The 26861-nt window shown below is 67.7% G+C and carries 24 protein-coding genes; 13 read left to right on the top strand and 11 right to left on the bottom strand.

The features are described from left to right. The first annotated feature begins 90 nt into the window (after positions 1–90). Positions 91–1146 (top strand): hypothetical protein, encoded by a 1056-nt coding sequence (locus ACGF4C_RS34895; RefSeq protein ID WP_393571962.1) that lies wholly within the window; start codon positions 91–93, stop codon positions 1144–1146. Between the two features lie 100 nt (positions 1147–1246). Then, entirely contained in the window at positions 1247–1846 is a 600-nt protein-coding gene (locus ACGF4C_RS34900; RefSeq protein WP_393571964.1) for a hypothetical protein, read from the top strand. 66 nt (positions 1847–1912) lie between these two features. On the opposite strand, the gene ACGF4C_RS34905 is transcribed toward ACGF4C_RS34900, so the two are convergent. Together ACGF4C_RS34905 and ACGF4C_RS34910 are read right to left on the bottom strand one after the other, a co-directional pair. Further along, positions 1913–2659 (bottom strand): SDR family NAD(P)-dependent oxidoreductase, encoded by a 747-nt coding sequence (locus ACGF4C_RS34905; protein ID WP_393571966.1) that lies wholly within the window; start codon positions 2657–2659, stop codon positions 1913–1915. Beyond that, positions 2656–3648 (bottom strand): alpha/beta hydrolase family protein, encoded by a 993-nt coding sequence (locus ACGF4C_RS34910; protein WP_393571968.1) that lies wholly within the window; start codon positions 3646–3648, stop codon positions 2656–2658. Before ACGF4C_RS34910 ends, ACGF4C_RS34905 begins: the two co-directional genes overlap by 4 nt. Before the next feature lie 625 nt (positions 3649–4273). Here ACGF4C_RS34910 and ACGF4C_RS34915 point away from each other — a divergent pair. After that, positions 4274–5062: an SDR family oxidoreductase gene (locus ACGF4C_RS34915; protein ID WP_393571970.1), complete on the top strand. Its 789-nt coding sequence runs from the start codon at positions 4274–4276 to the stop codon at positions 5060–5062. On the opposite strand, the gene ACGF4C_RS34920 is transcribed toward ACGF4C_RS34915, so the two are convergent. After that, a complete protein-coding gene (locus ACGF4C_RS34920; protein WP_393571972.1) occupies positions 5055–5216 on the bottom strand; it encodes a hypothetical protein in 162 nt (53 codons plus the stop codon). The two genes, ACGF4C_RS34915 and ACGF4C_RS34920, sit on opposite strands and share 8 nt — an antisense overlap. 235 nt (positions 5217–5451) lie before the next feature. On the opposite strand from ACGF4C_RS34920, the gene ACGF4C_RS34925 reads away from it, so the two are divergent. Continuing rightward, entirely contained in the window at positions 5452–5907 is a 456-nt protein-coding gene (locus ACGF4C_RS34925) for a VOC family protein (RefSeq protein ID WP_393572032.1), read from the top strand. Between the two features lie 476 nt (positions 5908–6383). Here the strand turns inward: ACGF4C_RS34925 and ACGF4C_RS34930 are convergent, their stop codons facing one another. The 3 genes from ACGF4C_RS34930 to ACGF4C_RS34940 all read right to left on the bottom strand — a co-directional run bounded on the left by ACGF4C_RS34930 (position 6384) and on the right by ACGF4C_RS34940 (position 9444). Next, on the bottom strand, positions 6384–6782 hold the full coding sequence (locus tag ACGF4C_RS34930) for a hypothetical protein (RefSeq protein WP_393571974.1): 399 nt from the start codon (positions 6780–6782) through the stop codon (positions 6384–6386). A gap of 673 nt (positions 6783–7455) precedes the next feature. After that, the gene (locus ACGF4C_RS34935; RefSeq protein WP_393571976.1) at positions 7456–7965 is read right to left on the bottom strand and encodes a hypothetical protein; all 510 of its coding nucleotides are present in this window, start codon (positions 7963–7965) and stop codon (positions 7456–7458) included. Between the two features lie 459 nt (positions 7966–8424). After that, positions 8425–9444, bottom strand: a complete 1020-nt coding sequence (locus tag ACGF4C_RS34940) for an ArsR/SmtB family transcription factor (RefSeq protein ID WP_393571978.1) — start codon at positions 9442–9444, stop codon at positions 8425–8427. Between the two features lie 378 nt (positions 9445–9822). On the opposite strand from ACGF4C_RS34940, the gene ACGF4C_RS34945 reads away from it, so the two are divergent. Together ACGF4C_RS34945 and ACGF4C_RS34950 are read left to right on the top strand one after the other, a co-directional pair. Next, complete coding sequence (locus ACGF4C_RS34945; protein WP_393571980.1) at positions 9823–10191, top strand: hypothetical protein; 369 nt, start codon at positions 9823–9825, stop codon at positions 10189–10191. A gap of 528 nt (positions 10192–10719) precedes the next feature. Next, positions 10720–12114, top strand: coding sequence for a Mucin-2 (locus ACGF4C_RS34950; protein WP_393571982.1), 1395 nt, complete (start codon positions 10720–10722; stop codon positions 12112–12114). A gap of 490 nt (positions 12115–12604) precedes the next feature. On the opposite strand, the gene ACGF4C_RS34955 is transcribed toward ACGF4C_RS34950, so the two are convergent. The 4 genes from ACGF4C_RS34955 to ACGF4C_RS34970 form a co-directional block, all read right to left on the bottom strand. Continuing rightward, positions 12605–13057, bottom strand: coding sequence for a WXG100 family type VII secretion target (locus ACGF4C_RS34955; protein WP_393571984.1), 453 nt, complete (start codon positions 13055–13057; stop codon positions 12605–12607). A 217-nt stretch (positions 13058–13274) separates the two neighbouring features. Continuing rightward, positions 13275–14921 carry a pentapeptide repeat-containing protein gene (locus tag ACGF4C_RS34960; protein ID WP_393571986.1) on the bottom strand — a complete coding sequence of 549 codons (1647 nt, stop codon included), beginning with the start codon at positions 14919–14921 and terminating at the stop codon, positions 13275–13277. Between the two features lie 292 nt (positions 14922–15213). Next, positions 15214–15411 carry a DUF6233 domain-containing protein gene (locus ACGF4C_RS34965; protein ID WP_393572034.1) on the bottom strand — a complete coding sequence of 66 codons (198 nt, stop codon included), beginning with the start codon at positions 15409–15411 and terminating at the stop codon, positions 15214–15216. Positions 15412–15566: 155 nt separating this feature from the next. Then, positions 15567–16055 carry a GNAT family N-acetyltransferase gene (locus ACGF4C_RS34970; RefSeq protein ID WP_393571988.1) on the bottom strand — a complete coding sequence of 163 codons (489 nt, stop codon included), beginning with the start codon at positions 16053–16055 and terminating at the stop codon, positions 15567–15569. 215 nt (positions 16056–16270) lie between these two features. Between ACGF4C_RS34970 and ACGF4C_RS34975 the strand changes: the two genes are divergently transcribed. The 7 genes from ACGF4C_RS34975 (at position 16271) to ACGF4C_RS35005 (ending at position 25051) form a co-directional block, all read left to right on the top strand. Beyond that, positions 16271–18907: an NACHT domain-containing protein gene (locus tag ACGF4C_RS34975; RefSeq protein ID WP_393571990.1), complete on the top strand. Its 2637-nt coding sequence runs from the start codon at positions 16271–16273 to the stop codon at positions 18905–18907. A 117-nt stretch (positions 18908–19024) separates the two neighbouring features. Beyond that, on the top strand, positions 19025–19918 hold the full coding sequence (locus ACGF4C_RS34980) for a methyltransferase domain-containing protein (protein WP_393571992.1): 894 nt from the start codon (positions 19025–19027) through the stop codon (positions 19916–19918). 295 nt (positions 19919–20213) lie between these two features. Then, positions 20214–20684, top strand: coding sequence for a hypothetical protein (locus tag ACGF4C_RS34985; protein WP_393571994.1), 471 nt, complete (start codon positions 20214–20216; stop codon positions 20682–20684). 166 nt (positions 20685–20850) lie between these two features. After that, a complete protein-coding gene (locus ACGF4C_RS34990) occupies positions 20851–21291 on the top strand; it encodes a hypothetical protein (protein WP_393571996.1) in 441 nt (146 codons plus the stop codon). Continuing rightward, positions 21288–22472 carry a hypothetical protein gene (locus ACGF4C_RS34995; protein ID WP_393571998.1) on the top strand — a complete coding sequence of 395 codons (1185 nt, stop codon included), beginning with the start codon at positions 21288–21290 and terminating at the stop codon, positions 22470–22472. Before ACGF4C_RS34990 ends, ACGF4C_RS34995 begins: the two co-directional genes overlap by 4 nt. Before the next feature lie 38 nt (positions 22473–22510). Further along, complete coding sequence (locus ACGF4C_RS35000; protein WP_393572000.1) at positions 22511–24172, top strand: hypothetical protein; 1662 nt, start codon at positions 22511–22513, stop codon at positions 24170–24172. A 183-nt stretch (positions 24173–24355) separates the two neighbouring features. Further along, entirely contained in the window at positions 24356–25051 is a 696-nt protein-coding gene (locus ACGF4C_RS35005; protein ID WP_393572002.1) for a DUF4232 domain-containing protein, read from the top strand. A gap of 259 nt (positions 25052–25310) precedes the next feature. Here ACGF4C_RS35005 and ACGF4C_RS35010 read toward each other — a convergent pair whose 3' ends face one another. Further along, complete coding sequence (locus tag ACGF4C_RS35010; RefSeq protein ID WP_393572004.1) at positions 25311–26591, bottom strand: hemopexin repeat-containing protein; 1281 nt, start codon at positions 26589–26591, stop codon at positions 25311–25313. Between the last annotated feature and the right edge of the window lie 270 nt (positions 26592–26861).

Genomic DNA, 26861 nt, shown 5'->3' on the forward strand with positions numbered 1-26861 from the left:
TCAGTCCCCTGTCGGACCCAGCGGTCTTCTGTCAGACCCACAGGCCCCTGTCAGCCCCCACGGGGTTGCGAGAGAGGCGCGGAGAGCACCATGACCGACCGCATCGACCAACTGCTCGCGTCCAAGGACGGGGCGGACGCCTCGCTCCTGGCCGCGCTCGACGCCGACGACCTGGCCGACGCCCTGAGCCGTACGCTCGCCGCGGACGACGAAAACCGGGTCCGCGCTCTGGGCATCCTCTCCCTGATCGACCCGAGCCCGCTGGGGGCGCTGGCACAGGCGGTCGGACAGGTGCTGGCGGAGCCTGCGCCCGACCCCTTCACGGTCGCCGCAGCGCTCGACCGTGCCGCGGTGATGGGCCAGGACGCCGTGCCGTTGGCCCAGGCCGCGGCAGTCTCCGACGAACCGGTCATCGCGCTGGCCGCCTGGCGCACCCTGCAGCAGGTGGCCCACTCCGATTCCCTGGACGTCCTCGCCCAGATGGCGCCCCCGGCCGGGGATCCGGTCGGCGACCAGGCCACCTTCGCACTGTCGGTGATCGCCTACCGGGCCGGGCGGTCGGGCTTTGAACTCACCCCCGCGGACGATTCACGCATCGTTGCGATCCCGGCCAACGAGGACAAGGTGTTCTTCATCAGCACCTCTCCGCCGACGGAGGAGGACTTCGCGCTGCTGAGCCGGATGTCGGCCGGCGAGCTGTACCTGGTACGGCCCGAACGGGAGGGGATGCTCGCCATCGAGTGCGGGGACGAACGGATGCTGCTCTGCGTCGACTCCGACATCCAGATGGGTATGCCGGACACATTCCTGCAGGGGCCTTCGATCGCCGGAGTGGTCACCACGCTCGCGCCGCTCGGTACGGACTACTCGGTGCGCTACCTGATCCTCACCTGGCCCGACGGCAGCGGCGGATTCCACGTGATGCTCTGCCAGCCCAACGGGGTTGAGGCCTATTTCGGCCACGCCAACAGCGATGAAATCGCCGATGGGGCTGCCACCTTCGGCCTCTTCGCCCTCGACCGTCCCGGTGCCTGCCCCATCTCCCTCACGCCGAGCGTGACCGCGAGCGGAGTCACCCTCGGCGGCGACTGCCTGTCGATGACCGAGATCGTCACCGACCGGCTGGAGCCCGAAGCCACTGACTGAGCCGCCCGATGACCGCGAGCGGGACGGCCTGGCCGCGCGCGCCTGAAGCCGCCGCAACCCCGGCGTGCGCCGGGGTTCGCCAGGGCTGCACGGAGTCAGGTTGGCGGAGCTCACCGCGCACAGCACCAGGGAGTTCGCAGCCGTTGGCATCATGACGGGCGCCGGGTTGGTCCTGGGCGCGATGGTGGCCGGGGTACTGGCGGACGCCTGGGGCCGGCGCTCGTTCTTCGGCGTGCACGCGCTGCTGATGGCGCTGGTGATGCTGACCACAGTGGGTATGCGGGCGTCCCGCGACGCCTCGGCGGCCGTCGTCGACTGGACAGGCACGGCCAGCCTGGTGGCCGGTCTCTTCTTGCTCATGCTCGGCGTGGTCGAAGGCCCGCAGTGGGGCTGGGCCAGTACGAGCGTGCTCGGCATGCTGACCGGGTCCGTTGTGCTGACGGCGGTATTCGTCCTGGTCGAGCGGCGGCAGCGGCATCCGATGCTCGATCTCGCGCTGCTGCGTAACGCCAGGGACGCTGACCACGGCCGCGTACGACCTGTCCGCCCGTACACATACGGAGCGGTCGGCCGCACACAGCCCTGCGCCGGTCAAGCTGGTCAAGCTGGTCAAGCTGGTCAGTCAAACAAACGCTGCGAACTCGCGGTGAGCCTGCGCATGTTGGAGAACAGTTCCCAGCGTTTCGGAAGCTCCGCCTGATCGGCCGAGGCCGAGGTGAACTCCCATGCGAGTATTGGCGACCCGTCGGGCAGCACGAACGGGACCTCATGCGGGTACCGCGCCGAGCAGACCCCCGTCGACAACAAGGTCCTGGCCGTTGACATAGGACGCGTCGGACGAGGCGAGGAAGGCCACCGCCGCTGCGATCTCTTCGGGGCGCCCGAAGCGGCCCGCGACGATCCGGCCGGTCAGCTCCTTTGCTTCGGCCGTGCTCAGTGCGGCGTAGGGATACATCGGGGTGTCGATGTACCCGGGGCTGATGGAATTGACACGGATGCCGCGCGGGGCGAGTGTCGCAGCGAGGGTCCGGGCCAGGTTGTGAGCGGCAGCCTTGGTCGCCGAGTACAAGGTGAGGACGCTATTGCCGCGGTGGAGCGTCCAGGACGCGTTGATGACGACGGAACCCTTGTCCACCAGGAGCGGTAGTGCCTTCTGGACAGTGAAGAACACACCCTTGAGGTTCACGGCGACGCCGTGGTCGAAGTCCCGCTCGGTGATGTCCTCAAACGGCGAGAACGTGCCGGCGCCCGCGTTCGCGAAGAGACTGTCGAGACGGCCATGACGGCTTCGGACCATCTCCATCAGTGCGTCCAGCGCACCGAGATCGGCGACGTCCGCGACGATGCCTGAAGCGTGGGGACCGAGCTGCTGGACGGCCGAGTCCACCCGTGCGCGGGTGCGGCCGGTGACGACGACGTGGGCGCCTTCGGCGAGGAGTCGGTGTGCGGTCGCCAGGCCCATGCCGCTGGTGCCGCCGGTGATGAGGATGGTCTTCCCGGTGAAGCGGTTCATGTCGGTGCTCCCGTCAGAGCGCGCGTGAGGTGGTCGGTGAGGTGGGGCAGCCAGTCGGGTCGTGCGTTGCCAAGAAGGTGGTCGCCGTGTGGGACGGACAGGTAGGTCCCGTGCGGTGCCAGACGGGCCAACGACTCGCCGTTCATCACGCCAGGTATGACGTCCTGACCTCCGTCGACGACCATCAGCGGAGCCGCGATACGCGGTGACAGAGCAGCGAGGTCCACATGGCCGGCGAAGGCTCGGGCGGCGCCATGACCTCCGGCGCGTCGGGCCATGATGTCCCGCACCGCCTCGGGCAGTTTCTCCCAGTCAAGGCGGAACGGGCCGCTGACGGAGGCGACCGCGGTCACGCGCGGGTCCAGCGCCGCGGTCCGGGCCGCGAAATAGCCTCCCAGGCTGAGGCCGACGAGTCCGATGCGTGCGAAACCGAGGGCATCGATGACCCGGCCGACCACCTGTTCGTAGTCCGGCCGGAGGGTGGCCGTGGCCGCGAGCGCGCCCTGCCCGGGTCCATCCATCGCGAACACCGCCAAGCCCCTGGCCAGCAGCGCGGACACCAGAGCGAGGAACTCCTCCTTGGCCGAGTCCAGGCCGGGGACAACGATCACGAGCGCAGGGGCGTCGGAGCGGCCGCGCAGCCAGCCGATGAATCCCTCACCGCTCACCCGCCGCGCACCAGGCTCCAGCACAGTGAGCGCTCGACCCAACGCATGGTCCGCTTCGGCCGCGGCACGGCTTGCCTCCGCATACGGCGCGAGCGTGGCGAGGTGGAACCAGCGAGCCGCCGTCAGCAGGTACTCACCCGCCGAGACGGACGATCCGGCCTGATCCGCACGCTGCAGGTAGAGGTGTCCGGTACGCAGGAAGGATGGTCCCCAATCGGCCACGGAGACAAGGCCGTCGGTAACCCGTCGGTACTCGTGAGGATCGACGCCCGCGCCGGTCGCACGCGTCCACTGGGCGGCGGCGAACTCGGCGGCATTCACGGCGTTCCTTCCGCCGGCACAACGGGCCAGCCGCCCCGCGGCGAACACCGGCCCACTGGGGTGCCCATGTCGGCACCCTCGCCCTCAGCCACGGTCTGCACGACCCGCCCCGCGGCGTCTCTGCCCGACAACAGCCCCGGTCGAAAGTGACGGAGAAGGAACGCCTCGCCCTCTTTCGGTGCCGGCGACCCGCACCTTCCCGCCGCCTCACCGGCCGCCAGGGTCTCGGCGAAGGCAACCAGACGCGCTGCTCCCCCGGTCGAAATCAGTCTTTGCATGCAGAGAATGCAACCCCCGCGGGTGCGCCGCGCTCCAACAACCAACCAGCAAGTCCGACAACTACCAGTTGTCGCCTGCCACCCGCCCCGCCCCAACGGCTCAACGAATCCCTGGGCCGCGACCGCGAGACGCGGTCAAATGACCAGGCGCAGCCAGCCGCCGCGAGTGCGGCGTGACCGGCCGGCGTCGGGTCCACGCCGTCCGCAGCCCAGTACTCCGCCCCGGTCGGCTCAGCAGCGTGGGACCATGCCGGATTCCGGGCCGCTCTCCTGGGCGATTTCGACGTCTGTCACTCTTTCCGCGATTGAGGACGGAGCTGTGCCGCAATCGATGTCATCGTGCCGTCATGACTTCTTCGACGGACTCATCTGATGCTTCCACTCGGCCGCTGGCAGGGTGCGGTGCTCTGGTCACCGGCGGATCGCGCGGTACCGGCCGCGCGATCGCGCGCCGGCTGGCTGCGGACGGCGCCACTGTGGTGTTCACCTACCACACGCAGGCCCAGGAAGCCGACAGTCTGGTCACCGAAATCGCCGAGCTGAACGGCAGGGCGTACGCAGTACCTCTCGATCTCGCCGCGCCCGACGAGATCGCTGAGGCTTTCACTGCGGCTGACCAAGCCTTCCGCGAGGCCGGGGTCGGCGGGCTGGACATTCTTGTCGTCAACGCCGGGGTGTTCACCAGTGCACCCATCGCCGAAGCCACGGTCGATGACTGGGAGCGAGTGATGGCTGTGAATGCGAGAGGTACCTTCCTGGCCGTGCAGCAGGCCGCAGTCCGCATGCGCGACGGCGGACGGATCATCACCATCTCCACGGTCGGCACGCATTGGCCCAGCCCGGGCGAGGCCATCTACGCTGCCAGCAAGGCTGCCGTCGAACAGATCACCCGCGTGGCCTCCCGCGAACTCGGTGGCAGGGGCATCACGGCCAACACCCTCTCGCTCGGCCCCACCGACACGGACCTCCTCCGGAACAGCGCCCCACCAGGCGCACTGGACGGAGCCGCCGCCATGACCGCGCTCGGCCGGATCGGCCGGCCCAGTGACGTAGCCGACCTCGTCGCCCTGCTCGTCCGCGCAGACAACCGTTGGGTCACCGGCCAGAACATCCGCGCCGACGGCGGTCTCACCTGACCTGCCTGAGGCCCCGCCTCGTCTTTGCGGTGTTGGCGGAGTTGGCGGAGTTGGCGGAGTTGGCGGAGTTGGCGGAGTTGGCGGAGTTGGCGGTGTTGGCGGTGTTGGCGGTGTTGGCGCGAAGGTACCGGTAGACGGCCTGCATGGTTGCCACACGTAACTTGGTGCCGGGAGCCCCTACTTCCAAGCCTCCATCGCCGTCGACGACCACGACACACGCGCCCGGGCCCCGACGCCGCACACTCCACCGGCAGGTGCTCGCTTCCCTCACGTGTGTGCAGTTCGCCGAACCAGGTGCTGAGGCGTTCCACGCCGCTTTATGCACGCAGACTCTAGGGCTTGTTGCGAAAGTGGATGAGGCTGTCAGACCTACCTGGGATGCTTCGACCATGGAGATGACAGTGCAGCTGGCGATCGACTGCTCCGATCCGCAGAGAATGGTGACTTTCTGGGCCGAGGCCCTGGGCTACGTGCCTGAGCCTCCGCCGGGCGGGCACGCCACCTGGCGTGCCTACTGGGCGGCCATGGGCGTGCCCGAGGCAGAGTTGCCGACCGGTGCCGGGGACATTCCGGAGTCGATCATCGATCCCGCAGGGCGTGGACCGAGGGTGTGGTTCCAGCAGGTTCCGGAGCCGAAGGTCGCCAAGAACCGGTGGCACTTCGACCTGAAGGTCGGCGGGGGCCGTGATGTCCCACTGGACGTCCGCACACAGCGGGTCAAGGCTACGGTGGAACGGCTGGTCAAGGCTGGTGCCACCGTGCTGCGGATCAAGGATGAGCCGGACATGGAGTTCTACGCCGCCGCCATGCAAGACCCCGAGGGCAATGAATTCGACGTCGTCTGAGGGCCGTTGCGATGGTGCGGCAACAAGGTCGCCCAAGGCCCTTGCAGACAACACCTTCCAGCCCCACTGCTTCCCAGGAAGGAGCCGGCCGATCCAACGCCTGGAAGCGAGTGGGCAGCACCCGCCCCGCACCACGCGGCTCTGGTCGGGCACTTGGTGGGCTTGCGGCAGCGGGCACAGCTCACCTTACCGGCCTGGCCCTGGTCCTCTCCCCCACGCACAAGCGGGCGGCCGGCTGCCGTCCTCCGCCGAGCGAGACCACGGGGCCAGCGTAGGCGGTTGCGGCGCCACGCCCGAGGAGGAACGAGGCGCGCGCAGTCGACGCCGTCCACCGGTCAGCACTGGCCGCGCCTCGATCCGGATCTGTCCCCGGGCCCATGAGAGGCCCGGGGTCCAGTTCGGCGGCCTGGCCCTGGCGGGAGATATCTGCCAGGGCTTCTACGGACCGGGTTGATGGGTAGGGGCTATTGCCTGGGTCACCAGGACATGCTTACCGCCGCGCCCTTGCGGTGCGGCACGTTCAGCTTGATGGTTCCTTTGGGGATCTTCGTGCACTTCTTTGTCTTCGTCTTCCAGTACTCCCGCACTTCCCCTGTGCAGAGAATCTTGTCGCCCTTGCGAAGATCCCAACCGTAGAGCGGGCCGGGCTTCTTCTTTCCGAAGACGTTTACCTTTACCGTGACCGTTCCCTTGTGGGGGTGCCTCTTGTTCAGGACGCAGGTTCCCGGTCCCGTGTGGCAGGTCTTCGTTGCCTCGGCTGCTGTAGTGGTGGTGGCAGCGGCAGCGGGCGTGCCAGTGGCGGTCTGAGCCACGCCGGCCAGGCTTCCTGCGCTGAGGACCGCGGTGGCTGCGGTGAGGGCGAGCTTGTGCTTCATGTGATCCGTCCTTGGGTTGTCACGGTGCCGTCGCCAGGTCGGCGCCGGCGTGAATGGCTCTGTGGGAGGTGAGGGGCTGTCCGAGTGCTCAGGTGGCGATCGGCAAACAACCCGGACAACGGTGTCGTTGGCGGGTCGGGCCCAGGGAGTCAAGGGAGCTCGTGAGGGCTGACGGGCGTGAGCGGAGTGCCTCGGACGGGGCGCGGGTGGGGCGGCGTGAGTACTCGGTTGGCCCTGAGGCGGAGCCGGTGCAGCGGCTGGTGTGGGAGCTGCGGCGGGAGGCCCCAGCTACAGAGCCTTGGCGAAGAAGGCCCATTACTCGTTGTCAGGCCGGGTGGTGCTGATCTGAAAGGACAGCACCACCCGGGAAGAATGGGCCTGGATCAAGGACTCGGCCTGGCTCAGTCGTGGGTGGTGATTGGGTTTTGGGGCGTCTCAGCCCGAGAGAGGCTTGCTCCACACACTCGTGCTCTTTCCCTTGCCCCACGAGCCGGTGGCTTTGGTGATCCACCTCTGAACCTTCGAATGGTCCTTGACCGCCTTGGTGGCAACGTAGCAGGCCCTCGTGTGGTTGCTGCACTCTGCCGTCGCCATCCTCCAGGAGTGTGGTTTCAGCGCTCAGACATGTCCGGTGATGCCTCTATGACCGACAGGACAGCCCTGGGCAGCCGAGTCAGTACTTAACGCAGGCTTTGGCTTCGCTGCGGTTCTGGGGTTCCGGGTACAGGGGGTGCATCCACCATCCCATCATGCAGAATTTCTGGGTGCCCTTGGGGTTCTTGAGACTGACCCACTTGGTGGACATCGTCTTGCCGTAGGCCCGCAGCCGCACGTCGTTGAACTTCTGGTTGTTGAGGGACAAGGCGCCGGCAATGGTGGACTTCACCTTGTGCTCACAGGTGACCTTCAAAAACCCGGAGGCGCGATCCTTGTTCGCTCCGACAAAGGCCATGATGCGACAGCCTGGGGACTTCCCGACGATGTAGATCTTCTTCCCGAACTTGGAGCTGTGCGGGAGGCTCTGCTTGGAGGAAGCAGTGTGAGGGGCGTCTGCCGCCGTTCCCACGCTGCTCGCGTTGACTGTCTCCGCCGGGGAATTGCTGTTCGCTTGCGCTGAACTGGTACCGAGTACGCCAACGCAAGTCACGATCCCCGTGGTCAAGGCAAGGCCGAACGAACGCATTCGCATGTCAGATCCTCCGTGTGATGAGTCCTGCGCCACTGTTCTGTGTGCGTAGGTGCCGCGGTGCGGGCGCGCCTGATGGCGGGCCAGGCGATGAACTGTGGGACGCAACGCCTCAGACTGTTCATTCACCGGCCACCGGGGCCCGCTGCTTCGGCTATGTGACGGATAGGGATGGGATGCACGTGATGTTGGTCGAGTGCTGGCCGGTCCGCCCGTGCCCAGGGTGGGGAGTACGGCCGGTGCTGCACGATGATTCAAGCCCTCGGTGCAGCGAGGCAGAAGGTGATTCGAGGAGATTCGAATGATCAGTGAGAGACGTGAGGCGCGGCGGTGACTTGGAAGACCGCGATGCAGGGGGAGTTGGGAATGGTCCAACTGCGCCTGGGTGCAAACCCTTTCGGGCACGGGGGGCGTGCCACGGCGTGGTCGGTGACCGTGGCGTGAGGGCGGCGTTGTCTACAAGGTGCCGGAGGGCTCGCTGCTGCGCTGGTAGTACACGCAATTGCGGATCCGGGCACGGGTGACCAGGCCGGCCCGGTGGAGTCGGGCCAGGTGGTAGGAGACGGTCGCGGGGCTCAGGTGGTGCAGTGCGGCTAGCTGGGTGGTGGTGCGCGGCACGTCCAGGTCGGCCAGCAGGGCAGAGCGGGTGGCGCCAACTACCTCGCTCAGCGCCTGTTCTGCTTCTGTGTTCGGTCGGGCTGACGCGGCTTTTGGGTGTGTGGGGTAGATGAGATAGACGGGGCGTTCCCCGCGGGGGTCGACGCTGAGCAGCCAGTTGTGTGCCAGAGGTGAGGGGAAGAGGACGAGGTGTGTGCTCCCCGGTACCTCGGCGTTGAGCCGGTCGAGCAGGCGGAGGGATCCATCGCCGTAGCAGAATGCCTCGTGCAGCGATTCCAGTGCGCTACCCATGCCGTGGTCCGCGAGAAGCCTGGTCCGCAGGGTGATGTCCTCCTCCGCGTGGGCGGCGACGGCCGACCACTGCCGAGCGAGGTGCCCGTCCCAGAACGCGTCCATTTCGCAGGCGAGTCGGTCGGCGAAGTTCCGCTCGCCGCGGTCCACGGTGTCCCGCAAGGTGCGCAGCGCGGTCGAGGCGGCGGGGGTCTGCTGCGGCTCCGCCCCGAGCAGTCGGCTGATCTGCCGAGCCACGAGGTGGCTGGGGGCGGTGGCGACGCGGTGGAGATCCTCGTGCGGATCCGGGGGACGGCCGGCGGGCGGCGGGGGCGTCAGGAAGACCGGAGCGTAGAAGACCGGAGCGAAGGCGTGTACCACTTTTCGTACCGCGGCAAGCAGGTGCAGCCGCTTCTCCTGTAGGACGTCGGTGACTTCGCGGCTCGGTAAGGAGCCGTGGGGCACCTCGTTCGGCCGGCACGGGTGCAGCACGGCTCCGGCGTGCATCAGAGGCGAGACCGCGAACCGGGTGGCCGCCAGCGCGTCCGCGCTCAGGGGGATGGTGATCACAGGGTGGGTGCCTTCCATGTCCCGACCTTGGAAACCGATCGAAGCAGCTTCTCCCAGGGCTCGTCCACCGGTTTGGCTCCGCATTCCGGACGCCGGCACGACCCTCACCGGCGCCAAGGGAAGGGGCCGCCTCTCCCCTCACCCCAGACACAGCCCCCCTCGCCCCCGGCATGCCCCGGGGGCGTCGTGGTGTACCGGTGGCCGATGCAGATAGGCACCGGTGAGTACAAGATCAAACCCATCAAGAAAAAGGTGAGGCCAACGCCTCCGGCAACCGGCTGCTGGGCGAGGTATTCCTGCACCGCTCACGCGTCTGACTGTCCGAAGCCCCCATCGACCTCGTGACCGCAGCCGAACGGGTCGCCCGCCAGAGCGCACTGGACGTCGGTGTAAGCGATGCTCTGCCAGCAGGTCTGGGCCGTGCGGTGGCTGCTGGCCGCCATGTCCCTCACCATCCTCTTGCTCATGGGTTTCGGCCTGCCCACCCACGACCCCGACCCCGCCACCACCGGCACTCTCCGCGGCAGCAGGATCAGCCTCAACACCACGACCCCCGACCCCGCCCTGCACGATGGATGGGCAAAGCGCATCACCTGGGCCCGCGCGGAGAAAGCCACCCGCATCGCCGTCAACTCCGTCGCCTTCCGCTCCAGCGGACAGAACCTCACCACCGCAGGCACCTACATCGAATTGACCTCCCGCCTCCTCGAACCCACCCTCCTCGCCCTCGCCGCCCTCGCCATACGCGGCCGCATCAAACGCTGACCACACCGAACAGCTCAATGACCTGGCTGTACGAACGATCGACACGGCATCTGAGTGGCAACGAGCGCCAGGAGACATCCCGCGGCATCGCCGCCGGGGAATCGGCCCGGCAGCTGGCCAAGCGGCTGGACCGATTCTCGTTGCAGGCGCGTGGCGTTCTGCCCCAGTGCCGCCCACGCGCACCCCAGTCGAAGGACACCGTGGCGTGAGGCGAGGAATTCGCACAGTCGAGCTGGTGGTTCGCTGTCGCGTGCAGGGAACTGCGAACGCGCCGGACACCCCGAAGTCACCTGCGTTACGGCCTAGCTAGGCAGTTTCGTTTGGATCCTCTGGTGGTTGGCCAAGACTGCTGACTGGCAAGGAATGTCAGTGAGCAGTATGAGCACCTGACATGGTGCAGGGGCGTGGTGATCATGTGCGGAGGCAGACTGGCCCGTGGCAGGATGGCGGCGTGTTGACCCGAAAGGCCGATGCCGTGCAGGCATCCGCTGGGACTGCGCACAAAGCAACGGGGCGGGGAGCTGAGACATGGTCGCCTTCTATTCCTCCGCGCTGGACGGAGTCGCCGCCAACCCGGCTCTTCCCACACCGCTGCTGCTGCGGCTGATCGCCTTCGACGGCGGGGGCCACGGCCCTCCCTTCCAAGCTCTCCACCGGAGGGGGCTGCCTGAATCGGCCGTGGCGGCTGTTCTCACCCACCCGGTCCTGGACGCGCGAGTCGAGTTCGCGTTGAGCGGCCAGGCGGAGCCCGAGCAGCGGGCCCGGCTCGCGGACGATGCCTCGCCCAAGGTGCGGGCCGCCGTCGCGCACGGACCCGAGTGGACCCACGACCACCGGACGAAGGTCCGTCCGCTGCCGGACGCCGTGTGCGGGCGCCTCCTCGAAGACCCCGAAGCGTCCGTACGGACCGCGCTGTTGGACTCGCGCCACTTGGCGCCGTCCTTCCTCGCCTCCCTGGTTGGGCATCCCGATCCGGCCGCACGACGTGCCGCCCTGCGTGTCTGGGACGAACTGGCGGCGGACGGGCGCGCCACGCTGCTCGATGACCCCGACCCTGAGGTACGGCGATCGGCCGCGCTGTGCGCGTGTCCTGACGACGCAGGGCTCACGTCGGCGCTGCTTCAGGACCCCGCCGCCCTGCCCGAGGCGCTGCGCCGGGGGCTTCTCGACCGCGCGGACGCCGAGCGGTTCCTCGCCGAGGGCAGCCACCTGGTTGAACTCGCCGCTAATCCGTCCCTGCCGGCCGACCTTGTGGACCGTCTTGCCGTCGACCCCGACGAAGGGGTGCGGCTCGCCGTCTCCCTCAGGCCCGAGCTGACCGAAGCCCGACGCGCCGCGATCGACTTCACAGTGGCCCCGTACGCACGGGGTGACGTGGACTGGGTGGCGGCCGGCATCGCCGACCGGCACGTGCTGCACCGGGCCGTGACCTCCGGCCATCCACTGCTGCGCCGCGCCGCGGCCCGCAGCCCCCATCTGCCACCCGATCTCCTGCGGCTACTGGCCGAGGACACAGACGACCTCGTGCGAACCCACCTGGCCGTGTACCACCCCGACACCCCGGAGGAGGTCCTGATGAGCGTGTACGCACGGCTCGGCGGGACGTTCTCCGCCTGGATGGCGACCGGCCACCCCCGCTTCCCCCGAGAGGGGCTCGCTGCCCGCTACGCGGATCATCCGAACGGGATCTACCGACAGCTGGCGGTCCGCGATCCCGCCGCCGGCCCCGATCTGATCGAGCGGCTCAGCCACGACCCGGACGTCTGGACGCGGCAGGCGGCGGCCGGCGACCCACGCCTGCCGCTCCCGCGGCTCCTGGAGGCCCTCGCCCTGCCCGAACTGGCCTGCAGTGCGGGCGCCAACCCGGCCCTTCCCCAGAGTGAGATGGTCGCGGTCATGGACGAGGCCGGGGTGCCCGCATGACGAAGAGCGCCTGGAGCGACCCGTCGGTCGGAGCACTCGGTTGCGCCCCGAAGCCGCCCGGCAGCCGGCCGACCAACTGTCGCCGGCCGGGCCGGGCCACCCCTGGGAGGCGTCCGTTCACCACCTCATGGGGTGCCGAACCCCACTCGACGTCCTCCTGGTCGAGCCCGAGCTGGTCGCCGAGATCGTGGTCGACACAGCCGAGGATCGGGGAGCTTGGCGGCACCCGGTCCGCGTCGCCCGGCTCCCCCTGGACCTCACGGCCGCCGATGTATCGCCCTACGGAACGGACCCAACGCCCCAACGGGATGAGCCTGGCGCTCCGTACGCCAGGGCAACCTCAACGAAGCTGCCTGGTGCCGTGAGGCGCGCGTGTTCTGCGGGCCCGGGCAAGCGCGCCGCCGGCAGTCAACTCCGGCCGACGCGGCGACACCGCCGTCTGAATCCGCCGCCTGTCATCCGGCATCAGCACCCACCTCTTCGTCCCAACTCAGCGTTTCCCCAGTTTCTCGGCTGCCTCGATCACCAGAGCTTCGGCCGCCTCCGCGATGCCGAGGGTGGCGACCGGGGCGGCCTGGTCGGCGATGAACGTAATGGCCAGCACGGTGAGTTCGGCGATCGCCTCCAGCTTCATCGCCACGATCGTGTCCGCCGCGATGTCCAGTGCGTCGGCCACCACATGACAGGCGTTGACCAGCTCCGTCATATGGCTGTCGGACATCTGGCCCCACTTGGCCAGCAGCGCCTCGTACGACGCACCCTGGTACACGTCCTGCAACTGCTTGACCGTGGCCGTGGAGTCCGTGTGGGTGTCATCCACATTCTGCGCGAAGTCCCGCACGTGAGAGGCGAATTCGCGGACCTTGTCCTCGTCAATGTTCGGCTGGTTCACCCCGATGAACTGGAGGAACGACACCACCTGTTCGGGCAGCTCGATCGCCATACCGTTCCTCGCGTCGCGACCCTGACAGCACATCAGTCAACGTTCAAGTAAGAGCAATGTCCCGGGACAAACAGGTGTCCTCGGAACCGTCATCAGTACGTGCGGCAGCCAGGGCCCCTCGCGCATCGGCTCGCCTGCCTCGCATCAACGTCGATGGCTGCGACGGCAATTGAAGCAAACGATGCGTGTGAACGAATCACTGTGGTGTGGATGGTTCTCAGCGTTTGACTCGGTTACGGATGGCGAGGAGGCCCAGGCCGAGCAGGACGGGCTCGCTCAGCCGCGAGGTCATCTCGGCGTACGTGCCGAAGGTGGTGAGGTCTTGACCCGTGGAACGAAACACCACCGAGTTGATCACCACACGCAGGGACTTCTCGAACCGTTCGACTGACAGCCTCTCGCCATACGCCCCATGGGGGTTCATAGGGGCGGATGGGACAGCGGTGATCACGAACCGGCCGGAGCCGGTCGATGTAGCCGTATTGGTCGGCTTCAGATCGTGCTGCGGAAGACCCCACAGCATCATCGCCAGCACGGTGGCAGCCATGGCTGCCATCAGCCACGTGAAGGCTCGGGAGGCCCGTAGTCCATAACCGGACACAGCCCAGTACGCGGTGAGCAGACTCCGCTCGGCCCAGGGGATGTCATCGGCGTGACGGCGCATCTCCATTTCGCCGTAGTAGAAGTCGGCTGCTCCCGGTTCATGCTTGCCGTCTTCGAAGCTCTTGCGTAGTTGCCGGTACACAGGCGCCAAGGCGGTCGGCCCCAGCACCTCGTCCCCTTCGACAGGAGTGGTCCAGCCGTCTGGGTCTTCGGACCGTGCTGCACGCCAATGGTGCTCTTCGACCAGCGTCCGGCGCGGCGTCCAACGCTTGAGCCGCATCCCGCGTCGGCGTAGCCCACCGGGGGCGCCGGCCAGGGTGTACACCCCTTCCAGCCGGAGCTGGTCAAGGTGGATTGTCCCTGCGAACCGACAGTCGCGGAGGTCGATGTCGCTCAACACCAAGTGCGCCGCGTCCACGCCTCGCAGCGATCGGACCGAAACGCCAGGCCGGGCCAGGTCCACCTCGACCAATTCTTCGCCGTCCACGGTGAAGGGCCGGGAGCGTGCGGCGATACTCAGTGAGTGCTCAAGGACCGCGTCGCTCAGATCCACTGCGGCGTAACGCAGCCGCAGCGCGGCAGTCGACGCCCACCGCGTTCGTCGGCAGTGCACGGCGTTCGCTGCCACCTCGATGGTCACGGCGGCTCCGAAAACTGCCTCCGACAGGTCCAGCGTCCCAGTGCACACCAACGGTCCCATGCCTGAGACGTGTTCGAAGTCCGCCTTCAAGAACACGGCGTCGCCGCGGAACGCCGCGCGACGGAACCAGGTGTCACCGTGGAACGCAGCCCCACCGAACCAGGCAACGTCGTGGAACTTCGCTCCGACGAAGGAAGCGTCGTTGTAGAACTTTGCCCCACCGAAGTCGGCAGTACCGCCCAGTCTCGCCTCGACGAACCATGCACCGCCGTGAAATTGCGCCAGCTCAAAGGAGGAGTGGGCGGCGAAGTGCACCCTTTCGAAGTGAGCTTCGCCGTCGAACTCGGCACCGTTGAACTGGGCGCTGTTGCCGAACTCCGCGCCATCAAACGACACAGTGCCGGCGAACTGTGCCCCGTCGAAGGCTGCGTCGCCCCCGAACTCTGCTCGGTCGAACCGGGCGTTGCCGAACCGGGGCAAGCCTGAGCCTGAGTCCGTCAGAGGGGAAAGCAGTTCGCTGAGCAGTTCGCCGGTGAAGACGGTGCCGCGGTGGTCGATGGCGTCGCCGGGCGACAGGGTGGCCAGGTAGGCGGCGCGATCAGACTCGTTAAGGTGGGCCAAGCAGGCAGAAAAAGTGGGGACTTGGATGCCATGGCAGCCGTCAGGGTCGGTCGCCGGGGCCGCGCCGTGACCACAGTGGGGCCAGCCCTGCGGATGGGGAGATGGTTCGGGGTTCGAACGTGTCATGCCCCGAAGACGTTCCGGCACGGCCGATCAGTTTCGTTCTCCGGCGCCATCGGCAGGTGGCGCCCAGCGTCGCGGCGGCCGGCTCGCCCGGGAGGTGGAAGTAGAGTGGCCCTACTTCGATCCTCGCTGACTGGATGGGCCGGCTCTGACCATTAGCGTCGGTCCTTCAGGACGGCGTCGGCCGGCAAACCGGGCACGACACCGTGACATCCGGCCCGGCCAGCGCCGACAGCGCCTCCTCGTCGCTCACCGTCCCGCCGGTCGATGCCGCCTGAGCACAGTCGCGGCGGTGCAGGTAGGCATCTGCCCGCCCGTCTGCTTCACAGTGGGAATAATGCCTCGTATCCCTCCGTCGACACGGTATTCACCTGTGACACCCCGTGGATACCCATGAGGCACGCGGAGACTCCCCCCGTCGCCGACACCTGGCCGACGACCTTGGAGGACTGCACCCGGAACCGATGACCACATGACCAGGGACGACGCGTCCGCTGGCAGATCCCGGGCGGGTGACGGAGCCTACGCGAGTTCCTTCCGCATGAGCGTGCACATCGTTTCGTAGCGGCGCACCGTTCCATCAGGGGCTTGCTCGTCCCATGAGTCCGGTCGCCGGTCGTACGCGACATATCCCAGTCGTTCGTACAGGGCACGCGCACGGGGGTTGTTTTCCTCCACGGCCAGCTCTGCTTGCCGCAGGCCTCGGTTCCTGATCCGCAGTTCTGCGGCTTCGACAAGGAACGTGCCGATCCCACACGATCGCAGTGCGGGGTGGACCGCCAGCTGCCACAACGTGCCGGCACCCTCCTTGACCCGGTAGTCGACGCCGCCCTTCGCCAGCGGGATGTTGGTTGCAGGGCAGACCGCGAGGTAGTCGACCTCACCGATCCCGGCACGTTCCAACTGCTGGGCGACGCGGGCCAGGTGGTGATCGGACCCTGCCCACCCGCACGACGCCAGGTCCGCATGCACCAAGTCACGGGCTGACAGCCTCAACACCACGTTGATCATCTTCAGAACCTCCGGCGAGCCAGCATCCACGCCGATCACACGGGGCGCAAAGCCGTTTCCCCAGCCCGCGCTCCTGGCTCACCGAGGCCATCGCCCCTCAGGTTCGGCAAGCTGATCACCGCACTTGGCTGTTCCCCGGACAACCCATCGCTGTATCTCCTAAGCTGCTGCCGGGCCGACGGTTGGCTGCCGTCCTCACACCAACCGGGGAGTAAATGGAAGCCGCTGCCATTGGCGCTCGTCTCGCCTCAAGCGTTGTAGCGCCGCTGATCAAGAGGCTCTTCGTCGCAGACGGCCCCGGTGCTGGTTTGGTCGACAAGCCGCTGCGCGTCTCGAAGCTCGTTTCGTTCAAGGGCGAGAAACGAGTCCTGTCGGACGAAGATCTGCACAAGATTGCCGAAGAACTGGTGAACCGCGCAGCGCAGTCCACCGGCGTCGAGGAACGTCTGCCGGCATACGAACAGCGCGCTGTGGCACATGCCGTAGCGGACTCGCTGAGGTCGCTGGGCTACATCGACATGGACGATGTACAAGCCGTGCAGCTCGGACACCTCGCGCTCTCCCGGTATTTACGGTCGCAGAGCCCCTCGGCCACTCTGGGTTTATCCAGCGACGCAGTGACACTCCATGCGAGCGTGCTCGACACTGCGTGCCTCCATATCCTGCACTTCTTCACCCAGAGATCCACTTTTGTGGCCCGTACGCTGATCGAACACAGCCGTCGGATCGAAGAGTTGTCCCTGAAAATCGACTCCCTGATCGCCCGCACTCCCTCGCCGGCCGACGGGCCTTTCGAGGAGCGCTACGCCGAGTACATTGCCGCCAAGCACGGCAAATTAACCATTTTTGGACTCGATCTGTCCGAGGCGCCGGAGAATTGGCCGCTCGACGCGGCCTATCTGAGCTTGGACGCAGCGGGCGGCAGAACGCACGACCTCCCCACCCTCCTCCCCGCCGATCACATCTTGGCCGGTCGTGACCGAGTGTTGCTCCGCGGCGTTGCAGGATCAGGGAAGACGACGCTCGTTCAGTGGCTGGCGGTATCCACGGCGCGGAAGGCTCTCGACGAACGCCTCCTTTATCTCTACGGACTCGTGCCCTTTGTACTGCCGCTGCGCACCCTGACCCGAGGCGGCGCCAAACTCCCCACACCCGATGGATTCCTGGCCGCGGTCGACTGTCCCATCGCCAGCCTCCAGCCCACAGGGTGGTTCGACAGGGTGTTGAGGTCAAAGCGTGGGTTGATCCTGATCGACGGGATCGACGAAATTCCGGAAAGCGAACGCCAAGAGGCACGCCGTTGGCTACAGGAGCTGGTCAGTGCCTACCCGCACAACCGGTGGCTGGTGACCTCTCGACCTTCGGCCGTACGCCAGGACTGGTTGATCGGTGACGACTTCGCAGAGCTCGACCTTGCTCCGATGAGCCGGGAGAACGTCGCCGAGTTCATCAGGCGGTGGCACAAGGCCGCGGGCATCGGTGATCGTTATGCCACAGATCTCCTGCAAGCTGTACGAGCCAAGCAAGACCTGGGCCGCCTCGCCACCAACCCTCTGATGTGCGCGCTGATCTGCGCCCTTCACCAGGACCGTCGTGGCTATCTCCCGGACGGCCGGAAGGAGGTCTACGACGCCGCCCTCTCCATGCTGCTGTCCCGGCGTGACCGGGAGCGAGGAATCTACAAGCCGGGCACCATACGCATCGGCGAGGAACATCACATCCAGCTGATCCAGAAGCTGGCCTACTGGATGATCCGCAACGGTCGTTCCGAGATGGACCGAGCCGACGCCATCGAGCTGCTGGAACACGCACTACCCGCGATGCCGAAGATCGCCGATCAGGGGACGGCCGAGGAGATCTATCACCATCTGCTGATCCGAAGTGGTCTCCTGCGCGAACCCAGTGCGGGCTCGATGGATTTCATTCACCGCACTTTTCAGGACTACCTGGGTGCCAAGGCTGCCGTGGAAGGTCTTGACTTCGACTTCCTCATCGCACACGCACATCTCGATCAATGGGAAGACGTCATCCGGATGTCCGTTGCCCACGCTCGGACCATGGAGCGAACCCGGCTGCTGACCGGTCTCATAGAACGAGGTGACACATCCGAGAAGGACAGCAGGCGTCTCCACCTGTTGGCAGCGGCCTGTTTGGAACATGCGACAGAACTGAACCCGGATGTGCGGAGGGAGGTGGAGAAGCGGGCCGCGGCGCTGATTCCGCCGCGATCGGCGGAGCAGGCCCGGGCTCTGGCTGATGTGGGCCCCGTCGTTCTGGACCTGCTCCCCGGACCGCAGGGGCTCTCCGACGACGAGGTCTACTTCACGGTACTCTGCGCAACCCGTCTTGCCACCGACGCCGCGATCTCCGTACTGGCGCAGTATCGCGACCTCTCGGACCTCCGTGTCCGTTCGGAACTGGCCAGGGTCTGGAGTCGTTTCGAGTGCGATCGATTCGCTGAGGAAGTCATTGCTCACCTCGGAGAGGAAGATCTCTACTTCTGCGTCTCGAATGCGCAGGAACTGCATGCGCTCCGGCGGTTCGGTGGCCGTTCTCGCATTCGGATAACGGGCACGATCACACCTGAGGAGTTCCAATCTGCCTGCGACCGGACCCGCCTCACCCACTTGTGGGTGGAGGCCGACTCGGACGCCACCTGGGAGTGGCTGGCGTACTTCCCTAATCTGCACACCATCACGTTCGAAAGCGCTCTGGTCAGTATCGATGTGAGCAGTCTCAAGAAGGTCAGGTCCCTGCGCACCATTCGGCTCGCCGAGGAATCCGTGTTCGTGGGATCCGAGGCACTTCCGTCAAACACGGAAATTGTCCGAGCGTGCCTGACCACGACCTGATGAGTGCCGTCCGTACCACGATGGCCACCGATCGCATACGCGGGTTCGCTGGCCGTGTGAGGCATCCCTCTCCCGTCGTCGTGGCGCTGGTGGCCTGGGAAGGTCGATCATGTAGTCATGACCTCTTCGCCTCGTCCACCGCACGTCGACGGCCAACCGGATCCGCTGGGCGGGACTACCGCGCTCGGTGCAGAGTCCGCTCCCGCCCGCGGGTACCTACTGGACAACGCGCGCGCCGAGGCGGGCGAGCGATTCGTTTGGCTGGCCGAGCTGTTCGACGGGGTGACGCGCGGGCACTTCGATCGACTGGGGGTCCGGGCCGGCTCGCGCTGCTGGGAGGTGGGGGCCGGTGGCCCCGGTATCCCGGAGGCGCTCGCGGCGGCCGTCGGTCCGACCGGGCACGTGCTGGCCACGGACATCGACCCGTCGTGGCTGGAGGCAGGCGACGGGTACGAGGTGCGCCGGCACGACATCGCCGCTGATCCGCCCCCGGAGCCAGGGACATTCGATCTGGTGCACGCCCGGCTCGTGCTGGTCCATGTCCCCGACCGGGCGCGCGCGTTGGCCACGATGGCGGCAGCGCTACGGCCCGGTGGCTGGCTGCTGATCGAGGACGCCGATACCGCTCTGCAGCCCCTGGCTTGCCTGGACGACAGCGGGCCTGCGCAGCGGCGGGCCAACCGGCTGCGCGACGCGGTCCGGGAGCTGCTGGCGCGCCGCGGCGCGGACCTGCGCTACGGCCGGACACTGCCGCGGGCATTGCGTGAGGCCGGCTTGGTTGATGTCGCCGCGGCGGGCTCTTTCCCGGTCGGCGGGCCGGCCTGCGACCGGCTGGAGGCGGCGACCATCCGGCATGTGCGCGGCGAGCTGCTCGCGGCCGGCCTGGCCGACGACGCCGAGATCGACGCGCATCTGGCGGCCATCGACGCGGGCGAACTCGACCTGACACTCGCACCGCTGATCTCGGCCTGGGGACGCCGTCCGGCCGAGCAGCCTCCGGCACTCGGTTAGGTGTGGATCCAGGCGTTGTCCGACTGCCCGCAGCGCTGTTCGTCGAGGGAGCCAGGCAGCTCGCGCTGCTGCGCGCTGCGCGTCACCGCAGCTGGGGCCGGCCCGCGCACGGGCTTCGAAGATCATGGAGTTCTCGACGCCCCGTGATCCGAGCGGAAGCTCGTGCCCGCCGACGCAGCATGCCCGGTCCCGGCTGCTCTTGACCAACTCCGCGAGCAGCCCGAACCCCGCCCCGAGGAGATCCCGGGCTGCTGGAGCGGCTGGCTGAAGTGCCCGACCGCGTGACCCGCGCGGAGTGCGCCACAACCTGACCGCCGTGCTCGCGCTGAGCGCGTGTGCCGAACTGATCGGAGTGACCGGAGCCACCTCACCGCCGGCGGTCGGTGAGTGGATCGCCGACGCCCCGACCTGCGTGCTCGAACGCCTCGGTACCCGTCGTGATCCGCTGCTGCCTGGGCGGCTGGTGCCCGCGGAAGCGACGGTGCGCCGACTGCTGACCCGCCTCGGCGGCGACGCACTGGAACGAGCAGTCGGCCGCCGGCTGGCTGACCGCCGCCGGAAGGCGGCCGGCGCCACTGGCCTGCGCGGAGTGTCGGTGGATGGCAAGAGCCTGCGTGGTGCCGCCCAGGCAACCGGCCGCAAGATCCACCGCTCGCCGCCGGGGAGCACGCTTGGGCAGCGGAGACGGCGGCCAGACCGGGCAGGGAGGTGCGCGTGCTGCCGGGCCCGACAACGCACGCCTTCCTTCTCCGGCACCGCCGCCTAGCCACCGTCCGGCGGGCCGACGGTTCGGCAATTTTCTGATGAAGAGTCAAAACCCCTACAGGTGGCGCCCATCGATGCCATCGTGGACAGGGACATGCGCGCCGGTCGGATTTGGGGGATCGGGGGGGGCGGTGGATCGGTTCGGTAGGTGGCTGGTGGCGGTCACTGTGACCGCAGTTGTTTTCGCGGCGGGCACGGGGCTCTGCGGGGCGCTGCTGCTGCCGGTGATGCAGGACCCGGCTGTGCGGTGGACGGTGGCGTGCGGGGCGGGAGCGGCGCTGGCCGCACTGGCGGCCATGTGGGGCTACGGCTACGCCGGCAGCGCAGGCGCCACCCCGGGTCCTGGCGGGCAGCCGACCGTACGGGCGTCCGGGGCACGCGCGGTGGCCATCCACGGCAGCAACACCGGTGCCGTCACCACCGGTGACGTGCATCTTCCATCCGGCCCCAGGCCGTCCGACCTCAGGCCGCCCGGCCACTCGACCCCATCGTCGCAGGGAACGCCCGGGGCCGCTCCCACCGCCTCTGGAGAGCGGGCCATCGCCATCGGCGGCGACAACGACGGTCCGCTGTCGACGGGCGACTCCCGGAACGAAACGCCACGATGAGACCGCTGTTCCGCAAGCGGCGGCGGTCCGGCAAGCGGTCCGTCTTCATCGGCGGCAACAACTCCGGCAACATCACCACCGGGGACACCAGAGTCGAGCTGCCTCCCGTCGTGCGCATGCCGTTGGTCGTGCTGCTCGTCTCCGTCCTGGGTGTCGGTGCAGGCTGGCTCTACTTCGACTGGCTTTCACCGAAGCTCGCGCCGAATTACCGCACCCAGTTCCTGATCGACACGGCGAACGGCCCCGACCCCAAGGGCATCGCGGCGATCTCCACGTCACTGCGTAAGACGGTCGGGAACTCGGGCGATCATGACGCGCTCGCCCTGCGCACCTTCGGCGGCCAGTGCGGTGCCTCCGACAACACATCGCAGGTGGTCGGCTTCGACGTCGGCAATCAGCAGAAGATCACCGAGGCAGCGGGCCGGGTCCGGGCGGACGGCAAGCCGACGCTGGTGCGCGGAATCGTCCAGGCCGTCGAGGACTTCTCCCAGCCGTTCGATCGCAAGGCCCGCCAGGTCAACCGGATCATTGTGGTGACCCGGCACGGTGTCGACGCCTGCGAGGACGACGTCTCCTTCGTCGAGAAGGAGATTCGCGAGCGGGTCGGTGCGGCCGGACTGTCCCTGCAATTCCGGGTGATCGGTTATCAGGTACCGGAGGGGCAGCACCGCACGCTGGACCGGATGGCCACGGCCGCCGAAGCGCCGCCGCCGGTGTACGTGAAGAACGCGCCCGACCTCGCCAGGACCCTCGACGGGTTCTCCAACGTGGAACCGGTCCTCAAGGGAGCCCAGCGGATCGTCAGCACGCTCAACGCCACAGTCACGCAGGTCAACACGGCCGTCCGGGCGACCGAGGACGGTCGTCTGGACGCCGCCGACAGCACTCTGCGGCAGGCTCGGCAAGCGGTCAACGGCACCGGCCCGGAGTTCGACGACCTGACCGGCCGGACCAAGAGCGCGGATGCCCGGAACGTGCGCGACAGGGCGGTCCGGCTGCGGGAGAAACAGAAGCAGGTCGTTGACGCCGCCTCCCAGCTGCTCCAAACCGCGCGGGCCGGCACGCCGCTGGAACCGCGGAGGAAAGTGTTCCAGCGGGCCGCCGCACACTACAACGACGAGGTGAACGGCATGAACAAGCTCCTCGCCGCCCTTCGCGGAAAGCTGGCCGAGCCCTCATGAGGGGCAGCTTCCTCCCGGGGCGCAGGCGGTGGCCTCGCGTGCTGCTGATCGGGGGTGCCGTTGTCACGCTGCTGACCGGCGTCGCCGTCTTCCTGGTCCTCCGGACCGTCCCGGACTACCGGACCGCCTTCCTCGTCGACACCTCACTGACCAAGAACGACACGGACCTTCCCGATACCGCGGACGCCGTCGGCTCGGCCGCGCAGAACTCCGCCGACGAAGACTCCCTGTCCTTGCGCCGCTTCGGCGGCAGCTGCGGCGACCAGGGGAACACCGCGACGGTCGTAGAGCCGGGCACGGGGCATGCACAGAAGATCAACACGTCCGTGCACGCACTGTCGGCGTCCGGGAAGCCCACCCTGGAGAGCGGACTCCTCGCCGGGATCGACGACTTCTCCGGCTACTACCCGTTCCGCGGGAAGAAGCGGAACCGGATCATCGTGGTGACCTCGCACGGCATCGACGCCTGCACGGCGGATCAATCCGCGCTCAAGGAGGCAGTCGGCCGGCGGGCCAAGGACAGCGCGGTGCAGCTGGACTTCCGGTTTGTCGGCTACAAGGTCCCACGGAAGGAGCGGCAGCCGCTCGCCCAACTGGCCGAGGCCACGAAGGCCCCCAAGGTCCGGTACGTCTCCACACCGGCGGAGCTCACCGCAACCCTCAACAAGCTTGCCCTGCCCGAGTCCCCAGAGGTCCAGCACGTCGACGTCCCCTCCCCGACGGCGACGTCGCCGTCCAGTCCCGCCGCGTGGCTCCGTTTGTCCCCTTCGACGTTGAAGGCGGGCGGCACCGGCATGGCGAAGGCAGGCGGGATGGAGCCGGGCGAGCCGGTTGTGCTCACCTGGACCGGCCCGACGAGTGGCAGCATCGGAACGTTCACCGCGGGACGGTCCGGGGAAGTCGCGGCCCGGTTCCACCAGCCGGGCAAGCCGGGTTCCTACACCCTCCGGGCGCAGGGGACACGTTCCGGCCGGAAGGCATCGGCGGCGTTGCGGGTCCTCCCGGCCGACGTCACCACGCCTCACACCACACCCCGGCTGACCCTCAACCCCTCCACCCTCAAAGCCGGCCAGCCCACCACAGCCACGGCTTCCGGCTTCCAGCCGGGGGAAACCGTCGATATCTACCTGGGTCCCTGGGGGCACAGCGGCAGCTACGCCCACGAGCGGGCGAACAGCTCAGGAGTCGCGGTCGGCCGCGTGGGAGAGGGGTGGGGGCTCGCGGAACCCGGTGGCACCTATCGCGTCACCGCTGTGGGCACCGCGTCCGGCCGCCAGGCCCATGCCGAGCTCCGGTACGAGAAAGAGAAGCAGAGCGGCCCTGTCAGCGCGCACGCCAGCCCCGACCCGGCCACGCCCGGTGGGACGGTCACGGTGACCGGCACCGGCTTCGCACCGCACCGCACCGTGCAATACCGCTCCACGCTGTTCGCCAACGCGACTACCGCAGCAGACGACGGTTCCATCGAGTTCACCGCCGCCATCCCGAAGGACACCGCTGCAGGCAGGTACACCATCCACGTCTACCAGACCGCCTCGGGAACCGACCTCGCGATCCCCCTCGAAGTGCGGCCGGCCACCCCAAGTCATCCGCCCACTCCCCCACCGACCGAAGCCTCGCCGTCAGGAACTCCTCCCGGAACGATCAGTCAGACCCGCGCGACGCTCAGGCCCCGGCTCCGATCGCCTCGCACCCGGTAGACACCCTCCGATCAGGCAGAGCACCTCGGCCTCCCGCCACTCGGCCTCACCAGCTCGCGCGCGGCTTGTTTGCGGGACGTGAGTGAGGCGTTGGTGGAACGTTGGTGGCGCCGGGAAAGGTGGTGGTCACACCGCGGGAACGGCCAAGAAGACTCCCGCACGAAGCACAGGGGGAACCCGATCATGCGTACTTCTCGCATCCGTACCGCCACCCTGGCCGCCGTCACCGCCGCGCTGGCGCTGGGTCTGACCGCCTGCGGCGGCGCCGACGGCGGCTCGAAGGCGGCAGGCAGCCAGAGCGCCGCCGGTACCGGGCAGAGCCGGTCCGCGTCCAACGGGGACGGTAAGGGCGGTGCGGAGCAGGCCAACAGCGGCAGTGACGGCAAGGAGGGCGCACGCTCGACGACCGCCGCAGGCGGAACGAACAAGGGTGCGAGCAAGGGCGCAACGGCCGGCGCTCAGCAGTGCCGCGGCGATGAGATGCTGCTCACGGCGGTGCACCGGTTCGCCGGCCAGCAGGGCGACCACCTGCTGGTCACCGCCTCGAACAAGGGCACAAAGCCGTGCTGGGTCACCTCGTACCCGGCCGTGAAGCTCGGCGACGTCGATGGCACCGCATTGCCGCACTCGACGAAGGACAACACCGGCGGCACCCAGCACATCACGCTCCGGCCCGGCGGCACGGCCTACAGCGCGGTGAACCTCTTCGACTACGGCTCGAAGCACCACACGGCGCAGTCCTTCGCCCTCGCCCTGCGCGGCGCGGACGGACACAACGGCTCCTTCTACTCCGTCGCCCTCAAGGGCGACAAGCCGCAGTTCAGCTGGAACGAGGCCGACGTTCTGAACTGGAACACCAAGAAGCCGTATGACTTCTGACGAGCCATCAGGCACTGCTGCATCGTACGGGACGCGCCGCACCACGCGTCCCGTACGCCGAGCCGTCGGCCACCGCACGGGCGAGCCCGCGCATGGCACCAAATCGGTGACGCTCCACTCCGGCCAACCGCTCCACGCGCTCAGCTGGCCGGGTGCAGCGCTCAGGGGGCAACCAAGGGCCCGTCTTCAAAGATCATCGTCCGTTGGAAGACGGACCCTGGAGCCCCCTCCCCACACCACTCACCTCAGTCATGGGGGATCATGCCCGGGTCTTTCCGACCTGCATATGGATGTGGTCCTGATGGGCCTGCCGCAGCGTCGGGTCGCCCCCGTAGTCCGGGTAGATGACGAACCCGCTCCCGCCCAGATCCGGCATGGGCCACTTGTTGCCGGCTCCGATCCCGTTTCCTTCACATTCGTAGGTGCCGAAACGGAAGGCGGTCGAGAACAGTTGAAATGTCAACGCGTCGCCGGACGGTGAGATCCGCACGTTGCTCCCCGGGGTCGCCGGTAGGTCACCCCAGTCCGTTTTGATTGACTTGTTGAACGGCGAATCGTCAAGCGATCCTGAGATGCCGGACAGATCGAGGGCACGACCCTGGTTGTGACAGTCGTTGGCGGGGCCGTTGCCGTGCCCGATTCCGAGGTGCCGCAGTTCGCTCACGTTCGGGTGCGATGCATTGATCCACCTGGTCAGCCGGTACAGCGCGATCAGCATGCGCTGATCGACGTTGTCGAAGAACCCCGCGCCCGGATTGAGGGCGTTGACGTAGCCGATGCCGTCGATGACCGGTGGCTGGACGGCCAGGCGCTGGTCGACGGCCGGGGTGGTCGAGCCGCCCTTGAGCGTGAGTTTGCCGCGCGCGATGAGGTCGAGGGTCTGCTTGTTCGCCTGATCCGGAGTGAGCAGGCGAGCCGGTGCGACACCGCCCGGGGGCGCCGGAGAGAAGCTCAGGTTGGCGAGGGCGTCCTCGAAGTCGACCGCGTCGGCGTCGAGGTCGTAACGCTGGTAACGGTCGCCCCGGAAGAAGTAGGCGAACTGCCCGCCCGGGTACAGGGCCGCCGCCAGATTAAGCGGGAAGAGCCCCGGCCAGTGGCCGTCGATGAGCAACGGGTAGTCGGGGTCGACCCGGTCGGCCGTGATGTCGTAGCGGACGTAAGAGTCTTCCTTGAAGAGGTAGATCTTGCCGTTGCCCAGATTGATGGCCGTGTCGATGCCGCTCTCCCACCCGGCGGGCAGACCCGTCCAGTTCCCCGCAAGGAGGAACGGTGGGTTGGGCGGCAGGTAATCGGGGTCGACGTGGTCGGCCCGCTCGTCATAGCGGACATACGTGGCGCCGGTGAAAGCGTAGGCCTTCCCGGCGCCCCACCAGAAGAAGGCGTCCGGGCTGTGGGCGAGGCCGGACCAGTTGTCCGGCACGCCGAGATTGGTCTGCTCACGGACACCGGTGACCGCGTCGTAGCGGTGGTACGTGTCGTCATCGAAGAAGAGATAGCTCTTGCTGTTGGGAAGCGTGAGCGCTGTGCGAAGCCTTGCCATGTAAGTCTCCAGCGCGGGAGTGTCCCCCCTGAGCGGCCGAAGGGGAAGCGGGAGTCCGTCCGGCTCGGAGTTCAGCCGGAGTGGGGGCCGACCGGATCGGAGACCTCCGAATCGGTGCGGTCCTGGTTGCCCGTTCAAGCTTCAGTCACTTGGTGTCACCTCCACTGTGGCTCCGACCAGGCACGTCCGCATCTCGAAGCCTCGGCCGGCGTCCGGGAACTTACGGGCCCAGTACGGCCTTTACGTCTCCACGAGTCGATCCGTGCCGTC

Source organism: Streptomyces sp. NPDC048197 (genome assembly GCF_043202395.1).
In the GTDB taxonomy this organism is placed as follows: domain Bacteria; phylum Actinomycetota; class Actinomycetes; order Streptomycetales; family Streptomycetaceae; genus Streptomyces; species Streptomyces siderophoricus.

What these genes read in the sequence shown, in the direction of transcription:
- ACGF4C_RS34895 (WP_393571962.1), top strand. Translation starts at nt 91, where the DNA reads ATGACCGACCGCATCGACCAACTGCTCGCGTCCAAGGACGGGGCGGAC.
- ACGF4C_RS34905 (WP_393571966.1), bottom strand. Translation starts at nt 2,659, where the DNA reads ATGAACCGCTTCACCGGGAAGACCATCCTCATCACCGGCGGCACCAGC.
- ACGF4C_RS34915 (WP_393571970.1), top strand. Translation starts at nt 4,274, where the DNA reads ATGACTTCTTCGACGGACTCATCTGATGCTTCCACTCGGCCGCTGGCA.
- ACGF4C_RS34925 (WP_393572032.1), top strand. Translation starts at nt 5,452, where the DNA reads ATGGAGATGACAGTGCAGCTGGCGATCGACTGCTCCGATCCGCAGAGA.
- ACGF4C_RS34930 (WP_393571974.1), bottom strand. Translation starts at nt 6,782, where the DNA reads ATGAAGCACAAGCTCGCCCTCACCGCAGCCACCGCGGTCCTCAGCGCA.
- ACGF4C_RS34935 (WP_393571976.1), bottom strand. Translation starts at nt 7,965, where the DNA reads ATGCGTTCGTTCGGCCTTGCCTTGACCACGGGGATCGTGACTTGCGTT.
- ACGF4C_RS34940 (WP_393571978.1), bottom strand. Translation starts at nt 9,444, where the DNA reads ATGGAAGGCACCCACCCTGTGATCACCATCCCCCTGAGCGCGGACGCG.
- ACGF4C_RS34945 (WP_393571980.1), top strand. Translation starts at nt 9,823, where the DNA reads ATGCTCTGCCAGCAGGTCTGGGCCGTGCGGTGGCTGCTGGCCGCCATG.
- ACGF4C_RS34950 (WP_393571982.1), top strand. Translation starts at nt 10,720, where the DNA reads ATGGTCGCCTTCTATTCCTCCGCGCTGGACGGAGTCGCCGCCAACCCG.
- ACGF4C_RS34955 (WP_393571984.1), bottom strand. Translation starts at nt 13,057, where the DNA reads ATGGCGATCGAGCTGCCCGAACAGGTGGTGTCGTTCCTCCAGTTCATC.
- ACGF4C_RS34970 (WP_393571988.1), bottom strand. Translation starts at nt 16,055, where the DNA reads ATGATCAACGTGGTGTTGAGGCTGTCAGCCCGTGACTTGGTGCATGCG.
- ACGF4C_RS34975 (WP_393571990.1), top strand. Translation starts at nt 16,271, where the DNA reads ATGGAAGCCGCTGCCATTGGCGCTCGTCTCGCCTCAAGCGTTGTAGCG.
- ACGF4C_RS34980 (WP_393571992.1), top strand. Translation starts at nt 19,025, where the DNA reads ATGACCTCTTCGCCTCGTCCACCGCACGTCGACGGCCAACCGGATCCG.
- ACGF4C_RS34995 (WP_393571998.1), top strand. Translation starts at nt 21,288, where the DNA reads ATGAGACCGCTGTTCCGCAAGCGGCGGCGGTCCGGCAAGCGGTCCGTC.
- ACGF4C_RS35005 (WP_393572002.1), top strand. Translation starts at nt 24,356, where the DNA reads ATGCGTACTTCTCGCATCCGTACCGCCACCCTGGCCGCCGTCACCGCC.
- ACGF4C_RS35010 (WP_393572004.1), bottom strand. Translation starts at nt 26,591, where the DNA reads ATGGCAAGGCTTCGCACAGCGCTCACGCTTCCCAACAGCAAGAGCTAT.